Source organism: Rhodococcus phenolicus (assembly GCF_001646785.1).
In the GTDB taxonomy this organism is placed as follows: Bacteria; Actinomycetota; Actinomycetes; order Mycobacteriales; family Mycobacteriaceae; genus Rhodococcus; species Rhodococcus phenolicus.
In genome coordinates, this window is sequence record NZ_LRRH01000140.1 from 1 (window position 1) to 11,989 (window position 11,989).

Below are 11,989 nucleotides of genomic sequence, written 5' to 3' on the forward strand. Positions count from 1 at the left end.
TGTGGCGGATCCGCGGTCGCCGGCGCGCGCAGGCGTCGGACGCCGATCAGCGGATGTTGCTCGGGGCACTCGAAACGGTCATCGCCGAGTTGCGGGTCGGCAATCACCCGGCCGAGGCGTGCGCCGCCGCGGCGAACGAGACGCGGGTCGCCGCCGCCCGCGCCCGGCTCGGCGGATCCGCGGCGGACGGACTGCGCGGAGCCCCCGATCCGCTCGGCGCGCATCTGGAACGGGTCGCGGCGGCATGGACCGTCTCCGACCGGCACGGACTCGCACTCGCCGAACTGCTGTCCGCGACGCGCACCGACCTGCTCGGGCGGATCCGTCTGCGTTCCCGCACCGAGGCGGGCCTGGCCGGCGCCCGCGCGACCGCGACCGTTCTCGCCGGACTGCCCGCGCTCGGCGTCGCGCTCGGGCAGGCGATGGGCGCCGCTCCGATCGCCGTGCTGCTCGGCGGCGGGCTCGGCGGCGCGCTGCTCGTGTTCGGGACCGGCCTGGCCTGTGCGGGGCTGGTGTGGACCGACCGGATCTCGGCGCGGGTCGCATCGTGATCGCTCTGGGGGTGCTCCTGCTGGCTGCGGCGGTGCTGATACTGCCGGACATCGCACGCGGCCGCCTGCGCGAGGTCTCGCAGCCGGCCGGCGGCGAGACCGCGACCGTTGTTGCCGCCGAACAGGATCCGCATGCCGTCCCGGCTGCGCTCGATCTGCTCGCGGCGTGCCTGCGGGCCGGTCTGCCGACCGCGACCGCGGCCCGCGCGGTGGCCGAGTCGGCCCCACCGCTCCTGGCGGACGCGTTCCGGCGCGGCGCCGACCGGCTGCAGCTCGGCGCCGACCCCGCCGAGGCATGGCGCGCTCTCGGCGACGACGAGGTGCTCGACGCGTTCTCGCGGGCAGCGCGACGATCCGCGAAATCCGGCGCGCCGCTGTCGGACATCGTCGCCGAACTGGCCGAACGGCGCCGTGCCGACGCGGAGGATCACGCGGCGGCCGCGATCGAGCGCGCGGGTGTGCTCGTCAGCGGCCCGCTCGGTCTGTGCTTCCTGCCCGCTTTCGTCTGCCTGGGCATCGTCCCGGTGGTGATCGGGCTGGCGGGTGAGGTCCTCTCCGGGGGATTGCTGTGAGACGACGGCGCGGGCGGTCCGCGCCGCGATGAGGGGAGAAACCATGTTCGCGAACGCATTTCGAACCGTTCGAGGTCGGCTGGCCGGTGCCGTGGCCGACGAGGACGGCATGTCGACAGCCGAATACGCGATCGGCACGATCGCGGCCGCGGCGTTCGGTGCCGTGCTCTACACGGTCGTCACCGGGGACAACATCGTCTCTGCGCTGACCGGCATCGTCGAACGCGCACTGAACACCGCGGTGTGACCGGGTCGGGAGAACAGGGTGGCGTCACCGTCGAAGCGGCGATCGCCCTCGCCGCCCTGGTGTCGGTGCTCGTGCTGTGCCTCGGGGCGGTGCTGTGCGTTTCGCATCAGTTCCGGTGCCAGGATGCGGCCCGGGAAGCGGCACGACTGGCGGCGCGCGGTGACGAGGCCCGGGCGGTCGAGACCGCCGCCCGGGTCGCACCGCCGGACGCGCGGATCACGGTGCGCGAGGACGGCGATCTTGTCGTCGCGGTCGTGTCGGTACCGGGGCCGCTGCTGCCGCTGGTGACGCTGACCGCCGAGGCCGTGGCGGTCCGGGAACCGGAAGCGCTGCCGTGAGCGCGCTGCGGGACGATCGGGGCAGCGCGACGATCCTGGGCTGCTTCCTCATGGCGGCGCTCGTCGTCGTGACCGCGACGCTGGTGCACGTCGGGTCGGCCGTGGCGTCGCGGCATCGCGCCCAGGCGGCGGCGGATCTCGCGGCGCTCGCCGTCGCGGTCGCGCTCGACCGGGGAAACGGACAGGCGTGCGCGCAGGCCGAACGGATCGCCACGCGCATGCGGGTGCGGGTGCGGTCCTGCACGGTCGACGGGTGGGACGCGGTCGTCGAGGTCGCGGCGGAGGTGACGACGGCGCTGCCGGGTCTGGGGGAGGCGGTGGCGATCGCGCGGGCGGGGCCGGCGGATCAGATCCCGCCGGCGGCTGCGGTGAGCACCGCGCCGAGCAGCGCGACCGCGCCGGTCTTGTCGAGCGGATCGTTGCCGTTGCCGCACTTGGGGGAGTAGACGCACGACGGGCAGCCGGTGGTGCACTCGCACGCGAGAACCGCGTCGCGGGTGGCGGTGAGCCATTCGGTGATTCGTGCGTGCCCGCGCTCGGCGAAGCCCGCGCCGCCGGGGTGCCCGTCGTACACGAATACGGTCGGCAGCCCGGTGTCGGCGTGCAGTGCGGTGGACACCCCGCCGATGTCGCCGCGGTCGCACGTCGCGACGAGCGGCAGCAATCCGATCGCCGCGTGTTCGGCGGCGTGCAGCGCGCCGGGGATGCGTTCGGTTCCGATCCCGGCACGCTCGAGCAGTTCGGGCGTGACGGTGTACATCACGGCCCGCGTCGGCAGGGTCTGCGGGGGCATGTCCAAGGGGATCTGGTCGAGGACCTCGCCGGACGGCAGGCGTCGCAGGTAGCCGATCACCTGGTGGGTCACCTCGACCCGCACGAAGGCGACCGTCACGTCACCGACGTCGCGCTGCTCGTCGACCGAGGTGATGGTGATGTCGGTCAGCTCACGTGCGGACGTGGACCATTCGGGGTCCTCCGCGTGCACGAGGGCGAGCCCGTCGTCGAGGTGCAATTCGTCGACGACGAACGACTCGCCCTGGTGCAGGTGCACCGCCCCCGGATGCACGGTCGCGGGAGCGCGGCCGCCGTCGACGGTGCCGAGCATCCGGCCCGTGTCGGCCTCGACGATCGCGATCTGGCTGCCGATGCCGCCGCGGATGTCGATGCCGGCGTGCGGATGGGTGTCGGGCGTGACGAACCAGCCGCGCGGGCGTCGGCGGATCAGGCCTTGCGCGGCGAGGTCGGCGAGCACACCGGCCGCACCGAACTCCTCGACCTCGTCATCGGTGAGCGGTGCCTCCAGGGCGGCACACAGAACCTGTGGGCCCAGGACGTACGGGTTCGTCGGGTCGGTGACCGTCGCCTCGACGGGTGTGCCGAGCAGCGCCTGCGGGTGATGCACGAGATACGTGTCGAGCGGGTCGTCGCGGGCCACGAGCACCACGAGCGATCCCGCGCCGCGCCGCCCGGCACGACCACCCTGCTGACGGAACGACGCGATCGTTCCGGGGAAGCCGGCGACGACGACCGCGTCGAGCCCGGCGATGTCGACGCCGAGTTCGAGCGCGTTGGTTGTCGCGACACCGAGCAGGCGACCGTCGCCGAGCGCCGCCTCGAGCTCGCGGCGGTCCTCGGCCAGGTATCCGGCTCGGTAGGCGGCGACCCGGTCGACCAGCTCCGGGGCGGAGGAGGCGAGCAGGCGGCGCGCCGCGATCGCGGCCGATTCGGCGCCGTGCCGCGACCGGACGAACGCCAGGGTGCGGGCGCCCTCGACGACGAGGTCGGCGAGCAGGCGTGCGGCTTCGCTGCCCGCGGCGCGGCGCACGGGCGCACCGTTCTCTCCGGTCACCTCGGTGAGCAGCGGTGGTTCCCACAGGGCGACGGTGCGCGGGCCGGACGGGGAACGGTCCTCGGTGACCTCCCGGCACGGTGCGCCGATCAACCGGGACGCGGCTGCACCCGGTTCGGCCGTGGTGGCCGAGGCCAGCACGAACACGGGATCGGCGCCGTACAGCGCGGCGATCCGTCGCAGCCGGCGGAGGATCAGCGCGACGTGGGAGCCGAATACGCCACGGTAGGAGTGGCATTCGTCGACGACGACGTACCGCAGCCGGGTGAAGAACCGGCTCCACCGGTGGTGGCCGGGCAGCAGACCGAGGTGCAGCATGTCGGGGTTGGTGAAGATCCAGCGGGAATGGGCGCGGGCCCACTGCCGCAGTTCGGTGGAGGTGTCGCCGTCGTAGGCGCACGGATGCACGCTCGACAGGGACGGATCGTCGCAGGCCATCTCCGTCACCGCGCGTAGCTGGTCGGCGCCGAGCGCCTTCGTCGGCGACAGGTACAGCGCGGTCGCGTGCGGGTCGGTGGCCAGGGCCGTCAGCACGGGCAGCTGGTAGGCGAGGGATTTGCCCGATGCGGTGCCCGTGGACAACACGACGTGGTTTCCCTCGGCGGCGAGGGTCGCGGCGGTTGCCTGATGGAGCCACGGCCGGTCGATTCCGCACTCCCGCATCACCCGGACGACCGGGTCGGCGACCCAATCGGGCCACTCGGTGTGGACCGCCCTGCGCGCGGGAAGCTGCGCGGTGTGCGTCAGCGGGTGCTCCGCGGTGGGGGTGCCCGCGAGGAGTCGCTCGAGGAGTTCGTCGCCGAAACTCGCGGTCGCGGCGCCGGACTCGTGGCGATGCGGCGGGGTGTTCACGGCGTGCTCCGAGGGTCGGGTGGGGCGATGTTCCAGCGTATGCCACCCGGCGCGGGCCGGATCGGGGTGGTGGGGGGAGCCCGGCGGTAGTATCGACTCCACAGGTACCCGCCGTGATTTTGCGCGCTGGGTGTAACAAGATCAGAATTTAGGGCGATTTGTACGCCCTCCTACTGTTGTGCGCGGCGGGTTCGTGGTTGACTGACACCGGTCGCAGCTTCTGTGTTCGTTGACTTGAGAAAGTGCACGCTCGCAGGATCGAGGTTGCGAGCGCGGTGCTTTGCTCTTCCAAATGGGGGGATCAAGAAGTACAGCGGTCGGAACCGGCCCGGAGGACCGCGCACCCGGCGAGCCTCCGAATCCGGTGTTAGAAAGAGAAGGAAAAGCATGGCACAGGGCACTGTGAAGTGGTTCAACGCGGAGAAGGGCTTCGGCTTCATCGCTCCCGAAGACGGCTCCGCCGACGTGTTCGTCCACTACTCCGAAATTCAGGGCTCCGGCTTCCGCACCCTGGAAGAGAACCAGCGCGTCGAGTTCGAGGTCGGCCAGGGCACCAAGGGCCCGCAGGCCACCGGCGTGCGCGCTGTCTGATAGTTCGTAACTCGAACGATCAGGCGGACCTCGGTCCCGTGTGGACCGAAGCCTGAATTCGTCCCCTGTCACCATCGGTGATGGGGGACGATCCATTTCTGTGCACGTTCCAGTTTCGTGCACGACCACCGGCCGCGTGCCGCGGCTCGCTGGAGTGAGAGGGCGGTGTATGGGACAGCTGTCGATCTTCGGTGCCGAGACCGTGCCCCCTGCACTGACCGATCTCAGTGGACTGCTCGCCGCGCAGGGGCAGGCCGTCGTGTCCGGCGGTAAGGCACGCATCTCCGTGGTGGTCGACGACCGCTGGCGTGCCGACGCGATCGCCGAACTGATGACGCAGGCCGGGCTCACACCCGAGATCACCGTCACCGACGAGGGCCGGCCCCTGGTCCGGACCGCCGCCGTCGAGGATCTCGCACCGCTCGCCTCGCAGTGGACGCGCGGAGCCGTCAAGTCGGTTCCGGCCGGTTGGGTGCCGGGCTCGCGTGCGCTGCGCGCGTGGGTGCTGGCCGCGGGACGGATGGAGGTGGACGGCGAGCGGTACGTCCTGGGACTGGACCCGCACGCACCCGAGACCCATCCGGTGCTCGCGCAGTCGCTGATGAGAGCAGGGATCGCCCCGACGCTCATCGGTACCCGCGGCACCGGACCGGGACTGCGGGTGTCCGGTCGCAGGCGCCTGACCAGGCTCGGCGAGAACATCGGCGAACCCCCGCCCGACGCGTCCGCGCGGTCGATGTGGCCACACGTGACAGGCGACGATCACGACAGGTGACGAGCCGATCGCCGGCAGTGTGGGACCCTGTGTGTGGCCGCGTCGGGGGGACGGGTCGGTATACATGTCCTTGAAGAAGCAGGCATGGGGACAACAAGGAAAGGTTCGGGCGGCACGGTGGCAGCACGGGACAAGAGCACGTCGGACGGCTCGTCGGGCACTCGTCGGCTCGTCATCGTCGAGTCTCCGACCAAGGCGAAGAAGATCGCGCCGTACCTCGGGCGGGGCTACGTCGTCGAGGCGTCGGTCGGTCACATCCGGGACCTGCCGCGTGGTGCGGCCGATGTCCCGGCCAAGTACAAGGGCGAGGCGTGGGCCCGGCTCGGCGTGAACGTCGATCAGGACTTCGAGGCGCTGTACGTGGTCAGCCCGGAGAAGAAGACCAAGGTCGCCGAGCTCAAGAGCCTCCTCAAGGACGCCGACGAGCTGTATCTCGCAACCGACCCCGACCGTGAGGGCGAAGCCATCGCCTGGCACCTGCTCGAAACGCTCAAGCCGAAGGTCCCGGTTCGCCGGATGGTGTTCCACGAGATCACCGAGCCGGCCATCCGCGCGGCCGCGCAGAACACCCGCGACCTCGACAACGATCTGGTCGACGCGCAGGAGACCCGCCGCATCCTCGACCGTCTGTACGGCTACGAGGTCAGTCCCGTGCTGTGGAAGAAGGTCATGCCGCGCCTGTCGGCGGGCCGTGTGCAGTCGGTGGCGACGCGCGTCATCGTGCAACGCGAACGCGAGCGAATGGCTTTCACGTCCGCCGAGTACTGGGACATCGCCGCGACCCTCGATGCCGGTGCCGACGCGAGTCCGCGGTCCTTCGGGGCGCGGCTGGTCGGGGTCGACGGAAGCCGCGTCGCGGTCGGCCGTGATTTCGGTCCGGACGGGGCGCTCAAGTCCAATGGTGTCGCGGTCCTGGACGAGGCCCGCGCGCGAGCTCTGGCCACCGCGCTCGAAGGAGCGGCTCTGGCCGTCACCTCGGCCGAGTCCAAGCCGTACACCCGCAAGCCGTATGCGCCGTTCATGACGTCGACGCTGCAGCAGGAAGCGGGCCGCAAGCTGCGGTTCTCGTCGGAGCGGACGATGCGCATCGCGCAGCGCCTGTACGAGAACGGCTACATCACCTACATGCGTACCGACTCGACGACCTTGTCGGAGTCGGCCATCGCGGCGGCCCGCGCCCAGGCCACCCAGCTGTACGGCGCCGAGTACGTCAGCCCGAGCCCGCGGCAGTACACCCGCAAGGTGAAGAACGCGCAGGAGGCACACGAGGCGATCCGCCCCGCCGGCGACGTGTTCGCGACGCCCGGCGAGCTGCACTCGCGCCTGGACACCGACGAATTCAAGCTCTACGAGCTGATCTGGCAGCGCACCGTCGCCTCGCAGATGGCCGACGCGCGCGGAACCACCCTGACGCTGCGTATCACCGGCACCGCTGCGACCGGCGAGGAATGCGTGTTCTCGTCGTCCGGCCGCACCATCACGTTCGCCGGTTTCCTCAAGGCGTACGTCGAGAGCGTCGACGAGGAGGCCGGTGGCCAGTCCGACGACGCCGAGTCGCGGCTGCCGAACCTGAGCGAGGGACAGTCCGTCACCGCGACGAAGCTCGACCCGGACGGGCACTCGACGAACCCGCCCGCCCGCTACACCGAGGCCAGCCTGATCAAGGCCCTCGAGGATCTCGGGATCGGCCGTCCGTCGACGTATGCGTCGATCATCAAGACGATCCTGGACCGCGGCTACGTCTACAAGCGCGGCAGCGCGCTCGTGCCGTCGTGGGTGGCGTTCGCGGTGATCGGCCTGCTCGAAGCGCACTTCGGGCAGCTCGTCGACTACGACTTCACGGCCGGAATGGAGGACGATCTCGACGAGATCGCATCCGGTCACGAGCATCGCAACGACTGGCTGTCGAGCTTCTACTTCGGAGGCGACCGCGGCACCGAGGGATCGGTCGCCCGCGAGGGTGGCCTCAAGAAGATGGTCGGGGAGAACCTCGAGGACATCGACGCCCGGGAGATCAATTCGATCCGCCTGTTCGACGACGCGGAAGGTCGCGAGATCCATGTGCGGGTCGGCCGCTTCGGCCCGTACCTCGAACGCATGGTCGTCGACCCGGACAACCCGGACGGTGAACGGATCTCGCAGCGCGCGAACCTGCCCGACGACCTGCCGCCGGACGAGCTCACCCTCGAGTACGCCGAGAAGCTGTTCTCGACGCCGCAGGAGGGTCGCAGCCTCGGCACCGACCCGGTCACCGGTAACGAGATCGTCGCCCGTGAAGGACGCTTCGGTCCCTACGTGACCGAGTTGCTGCCGGAGCCGCCGTCCGAACCCGAGCCGGAGCCCGCAGTCACGCCGATCCCTGTCGACGAGATCGGCGCCGGTGGTACCGCGACGAAGACCGTCGCGAAGAAGACCGCCGCGAAGAAAGCTCCCGCGAAGAAAGCGGCGAAGAAGGCGACCGGACCCAAGCCGCGCACGGCGTCGTTGCTGAAGACGATGGACCTGTCCACGGTTACGCTCGAGGACGCACTCCGGCTGCTGTCGCTGCCGCGGGTGGTGGGTACCGATCCCGAGTCGGGCGAGGAGATCACCGCGCAGAACGGCCGCTACGGCCCGTACCTGAAGAAGGGCACGGACTCGCGGTCGCTGGCGACCGAAGAGCAGATGTTCACCGTCACACTCGACGAAGCGCTGAAGATCTACGCCGAACCCAAGCGCCGCGGTCGTCAGGCCGCGGCGACGCCGCCGCTGCGCGAACTCGGTGTCGACCCGGTCAGCGAGAAGCCGATGGTGATCAAGGACGGGCGGTTCGGCCCGTATGTCACCGACGGTGAGACCAACGCGAGCCTGCGCAAGGGCGACGAGGTCGGCACGATCACCGACGAGCGTGCCTCCGAGCTGCTCGCGGACCGTCGTGCCCGCGGCCCGGCCAAGAAGACGACGAAGAAGGCCGCCGCAAAGAAGACTCCCGCGAAGAAGACGGCGGCGAAGAAAACCGCGGCGAAGAAGGCCCCTGCCAAGAAGGCTGCGGCGAAGAAGACCGCCGAATAGGGTGACGGCGCCCCGGCGCCGTCGTATCCTCGCGGCGTGTACCGCGAGCAGCAGTCCGGTGTGGCCGGGGTGCTCCTGTGGTCCGCGCAGCGCACGCCCGCGGGAAGCGGCACATCCGTGCTCCCCGACGGGTGCATGGACCTGATCTGGCACGAGGACGGGTTCCTCGTCGCAGGACCGGACACTCGGGCACACCACTCGGATCTCGGGACCCGCCGGACTCTGACAGCGTTGCGCTGCGCGCCCGGCGTCGGGCCGGCACTGTTCGGGACCGATGCATGCGAACTGCGTGACCAGCGGGTTCCCCTGGATCAGGTGTGGTCGACCGGCCGGGTCCGGCGTCTGTCGGATGCCGCCCTGGTCGATCCCGCGGCATCGCTCGTCGCATTGGCCCGTGAACAGCTCGCCGACGCGGACCTCCGGATCGGCGTGGCCGTCGCCGCACTGCTCGCGTCGGGTGAGTCCGTTGCGGGAACCGCGGACGCGGTCGGATGGAGCGAACGGCGACTGCACCGCCACGCAGTGCGGACCTTCGGATACGGACCGAAAACCCTCGGCCGGGTCCTGCGGTTCCGGCGTGCCGTCGATCTCGCCCGGTCCGGCAGTGGTTTCGCCGCGATCGCGTACGACTGCGGGTACAGCGATCAGGCGCACCTGGCCCGGGAGATCCGGGCGATGTCCGGAACGACGCTCGGTGACCTGGCCGGATAGCTACGGCAGCGCGGCGAACAGGTCGATCGGGTAACCATCCGGATCGCGGACCATCGCGTAGCGCTGACCCCAGAACGCGTCCCACGGCGACTGCACATCGGTGCATCCTGCTGCCAGCAGCGCCTTGTGCGTGACGTCCACACCGTCCGGACTGTCACAGTCGAAGGCCAGAGCCGCACCGTCGCCGTCCGCGGGCGTGAATCCCGGGTGGAACGAAGCCACGGATTCGGCGGTGTCCCACATCAGACGCAGCCCACCGGGCAGCGTCGTCTCGAAATGGGGTCCGTCGGGCAGGACGGAGGGGAGGTCGAAACCGAGTACGCGGTAGCACTCGAAAGATCGGGCCAGGTCTTCCACGACGAGCCCTACAGCGGCGAAACGAGGAGTCATGGTTCGAACGTAGACAGGGCCGGCAACCGCGTCTTGAAGATTTCGGACGCTCGGCGAGCGCGGGCCGGTCGGTGCCGGCCGCTACGCTGCCTCGCATGGGTGTCTTCGATCGTCTCGTCGGTCAGCGCGACGTCGAGACGGACCTGATCGGCGCCGCGACAGCGGCCCGCAACGGCGACACGGGATCGGCAATGACGCACTCGTGGCTGTTCACCGGCCCTCCCGGCTCGGGACGGTCGGTCGCGGCACTGTGCTTCGCGGCGGCCCTGCAGTGCACCGAACCCGGCGAACCGGGGTGCGGGCACTGCCACGCCTGCACGACGACGATGGCCGGCACCCACGGCGACGTGCGCCGGGTCGTGCCCGAGGGTCTCACCATCAGCGTCAAGTCGATGCGCGAGATCGTGCAGACCGCGTCGCGACGGCCGAGCACCGGCCGCTGGCAGATCGTCGTCGTCGAAGACGCGGACCGGCTGACCGAGGGAGCTGCGAACGCCCTGCTCAAAGTCGTCGAGGAACCGCCGCAACGCACGGTGTTCCTGCTGTGCGCACCGTCGGTCGACCCGCAGGACATCTCCGTGACGCTGCGGTCGCGGTGCCGTCACGTCGCGCTCGTGACGCCCTCGGTCGCCTCGATCGCCCAGGTCCTGCGCGACAGCGACGGAATCGACGCCGACACCGCGCAGTGGGCCGCATCCGTCAGTGGCGGTCACGTCGGCCGGGCCAGGCGTCTCGCCACCGACGAATCCGCACGCAGCAACCGGACCCGCGCACTCGACGTCGCCGGCGCGGTCCTGCGCCCGGCCACCACCTACGCCGCAGCCGACGATCTCGTCCAGCGGGCGCAGGCCGAGGCGAAGCAGGTCAGCGCCGCCCTCGACGAACGGGAAACAGAGGAACTGAGGACAGCGCTCGGTGCCGGCGGCACCGGTAAGGGAGCCGCAGGTGCGCTACGCGGGTCGGCCGGAGTGCTCAAGGATCTCGAACGCACCCAGAAGTCACGGCTCACCCGCACCGAACGCGACATCATGGACCGAGCACTGATCGACCTCGCCGGGCTGTACCGCGACGCGCTCGCGGTGGCATTCGGCGCGGTCGCCACCCCGAACCACCCGGACATGGCCGACAAAGCCCGCGACCTGGCCTCCCGCACTTCCCCGGAATCGCTGCTGACCTGTATCGAATCGATCCTGGAGTGCCGCGAGGCGCTCGCGCAGAACGTCAAACCGCGGTTCGCGGTCGCTGCGATGGCCGCCGGCCTGAGCTCCGCGTTCCGCTGATCTACGTGCCGGTTTGCGTCGTCCCGGGGGTGGTCGGCTACACTTCGGACGCCGAAAGGCTCGCTGCCTTAGCTCAGTCGGTAGAGCATTTCACTCGTAATGAAAAGGTCGTCGGTTCGATTCCGACAGGCAGCTCCGAGAAGAAGGCCCCTCACCGGGAACACCGGTGAGGGGCCTTCTTCGTATCAGACGCCATGTCCCGTGACCGCCCGCAGAGGACGCCGGAAACAGGGACGATGGACGCATGGTCATGGAAATCTTCTCGCTGATCCTCATCATCGGAGCTCTCGCGGTGGTCCTGCCGATGGCAATACGAGTGTTCCGCCGCCGCGACGACGAATAGCCGGCCCAAGGTCCCCGACAACACCGCGGTCCTCGACAACCTGTCACCCGGCGCTCATGCTCGTTGTATGAGCGAGTCGTTGAAAGAACGGGTGCGCGAGAAGATCCTGCGGCAACGCGGCGAGGACGGTGGGCGGCCACTCGGGGATGCCGAAGGCGACGACCCCCGGTTCATTGACCTCGGCCACGACTTGGCGCTTCTGGACCTCGCAGGCGAGGACGACGCCGTAGTCCAGCAGCTCGCAGCCAAGTACTGGGTGCCCTGAGTCGTCCCGAAACAGCAGTTGACCTGGCGATTTGGTGTTCTGCGTCGGCGTCGCGTAACTTATTCCAGGTCAGAGCGACACGGACACCGACCCGGACCTGAAGGACCGGGACAACGAGGTTGGACGAAGGCGCCTGCGAATTTCACCGGTTCGGAACCTTCTGGTAGGGTTTCG

At 70.0% G+C, this 11,989-nt stretch carries 12 protein-coding genes, 1 tRNA gene and 1 pseudogene; 12 read left to right on the top strand and 2 right to left on the bottom strand.

All coding sequences use genetic code 11. The features are described 5' to 3' along the window. The 5 genes and pseudogenes from A8G15_RS31275 to A8G15_RS27505 form a co-directional block, all read left to right on the top strand. A partial coding sequence (locus A8G15_RS31275; protein WP_068166304.1) for a type II secretion system F family protein occupies positions 1 to 551 on the top strand: 551 nt, incomplete at its 5' end. Next, entirely contained in the window at positions 515 to 1,123 is a 609-nt protein-coding gene (locus tag A8G15_RS27490) for a type II secretion system F family protein (protein ID WP_156665589.1), read from the top strand. The genes A8G15_RS31275 and A8G15_RS27490, both read left to right, overlap by 37 nt. A gap of 43 nt (positions 1,124 to 1,166) precedes the next feature. Next, positions 1,167 to 1,370 (top strand): DUF4244 domain-containing protein, encoded by a 204-nt coding sequence (locus A8G15_RS27495; protein ID WP_068166306.1) that lies wholly within the window; start codon positions 1,167 to 1,169, stop codon positions 1,368 to 1,370. After that, positions 1,367 to 1,708: a TadE family type IV pilus minor pilin gene (locus A8G15_RS27500; protein WP_068166307.1), complete on the top strand. Its 342-nt coding sequence runs from the start codon at positions 1,367 to 1,369 to the stop codon at positions 1,706 to 1,708. The genes A8G15_RS27495 and A8G15_RS27500 overlap by 4 nt, the downstream gene beginning before the upstream one ends. Then, a pseudogene (locus A8G15_RS27505) lies at positions 1,705 to 2,055 on the top strand (Rv3654c family TadE-like protein); the annotation flags it as partial. The gene A8G15_RS27500 and the pseudogene A8G15_RS27505, both read left to right, overlap by 4 nt. Here A8G15_RS27505 and A8G15_RS27510 read toward each other — a convergent pair. After that, a complete protein-coding gene (locus A8G15_RS27510) occupies positions 2,055 to 4,409 on the bottom strand; it encodes a DEAD/DEAH box helicase (RefSeq protein WP_068166308.1) in 2,355 nt (784 codons plus the stop codon). The pseudogene A8G15_RS27505 and the gene A8G15_RS27510 sit on opposite strands and share 1 nt — an antisense overlap. A 387-nt stretch (positions 4,410 to 4,796) precedes the next feature. Between A8G15_RS27510 and A8G15_RS27515 the strand changes: the two genes are divergently transcribed. The 4 genes from A8G15_RS27515 (at position 4,797) to A8G15_RS27530 (ending at position 9,537) form a co-directional block, all read left to right on the top strand. After that, complete coding sequence (locus tag A8G15_RS27515; RefSeq protein ID WP_005248460.1) at positions 4,797 to 5,000, top strand: cold-shock protein; 204 nt, start codon at positions 4,797 to 4,799, stop codon at positions 4,998 to 5,000. 169 nt (positions 5,001 to 5,169) lie between these two features. Beyond that, the gene (locus A8G15_RS27520) at positions 5,170 to 5,775 is read left to right on the top strand and encodes a hypothetical protein (RefSeq protein ID WP_068166309.1); all 606 of its coding nucleotides are present in this window, start codon (positions 5,170 to 5,172) and stop codon (positions 5,773 to 5,775) included. A 117-nt stretch (positions 5,776 to 5,892) separates the two neighbouring features. Next, the gene (gene topA, locus A8G15_RS27525; RefSeq protein ID WP_068166311.1) at positions 5,893 to 8,826 is read left to right on the top strand and encodes a type I DNA topoisomerase; all 2,934 of its coding nucleotides are present in this window, start codon (positions 5,893 to 5,895) and stop codon (positions 8,824 to 8,826) included. A gap of 36 nt (positions 8,827 to 8,862) precedes the next feature. Further along, entirely contained in the window at positions 8,863 to 9,537 is a 675-nt protein-coding gene (locus A8G15_RS27530) for a helix-turn-helix domain-containing protein (protein WP_068166312.1), read from the top strand. Here A8G15_RS27530 and A8G15_RS27535 read toward each other — a convergent pair whose 3' ends face one another. Continuing rightward, the gene (locus A8G15_RS27535) at positions 9,538 to 9,927 is read right to left on the bottom strand and encodes a VOC family protein (protein ID WP_068166314.1); all 390 of its coding nucleotides are present in this window, start codon (positions 9,925 to 9,927) and stop codon (positions 9,538 to 9,540) included. It lies immediately after the preceding gene. Positions 9,928 to 10,022: 95 nt separating this feature from the next. On the opposite strand from A8G15_RS27535, the gene A8G15_RS27540 reads away from it, so the two are divergent. From A8G15_RS27540 to A8G15_RS27550, 3 genes are all read left to right on the top strand, one after another. Further along, positions 10,023 to 11,207: a DNA polymerase III subunit delta' gene (locus tag A8G15_RS27540; protein ID WP_068166315.1), complete on the top strand. Its 1,185-nt coding sequence runs from the start codon at positions 10,023 to 10,025 to the stop codon at positions 11,205 to 11,207. A 62-nt stretch (positions 11,208 to 11,269) separates the two neighbouring features. Further along, a tRNA-Thr gene (locus A8G15_RS27545) sits at positions 11,270 to 11,342 on the top strand. Between the two features lie 275 nt (positions 11,343 to 11,617). Beyond that, on the top strand, positions 11,618 to 11,815 hold the full coding sequence (locus A8G15_RS27550) for a hypothetical protein (protein ID WP_068166318.1): 198 nt from the start codon (positions 11,618 to 11,620) through the stop codon (positions 11,813 to 11,815). Positions 11,816 to 11,989 lie beyond the last annotated feature (174 nt).

Excerpts from the sequence above, each read along its gene's own strand:
- A8G15_RS27495 (WP_068166306.1), top strand. The coding sequence starts at position 1,167 with ATGTTCGCGAACGCATTTCGAACCGTTCGAGGTCGGCTGGCCGGTGCC.
- A8G15_RS27515 (WP_005248460.1), top strand. The coding sequence starts at position 4,797 with ATGGCACAGGGCACTGTGAAGTGGTTCAACGCGGAGAAGGGCTTCGGC.
- A8G15_RS27520 (WP_068166309.1), top strand. The coding sequence starts at position 5,170 with ATGGGACAGCTGTCGATCTTCGGTGCCGAGACCGTGCCCCCTGCACTG.
- A8G15_RS27535 (WP_068166314.1), bottom strand. The coding sequence starts at position 9,927 with ATGACTCCTCGTTTCGCCGCTGTAGGGCTCGTCGTGGAAGACCTGGCC.
- A8G15_RS27540 (WP_068166315.1), top strand. The coding sequence starts at position 10,023 with ATGGGTGTCTTCGATCGTCTCGTCGGTCAGCGCGACGTCGAGACGGAC.
- A8G15_RS27550 (WP_068166318.1), top strand. The coding sequence starts at position 11,618 with ATGAGCGAGTCGTTGAAAGAACGGGTGCGCGAGAAGATCCTGCGGCAA.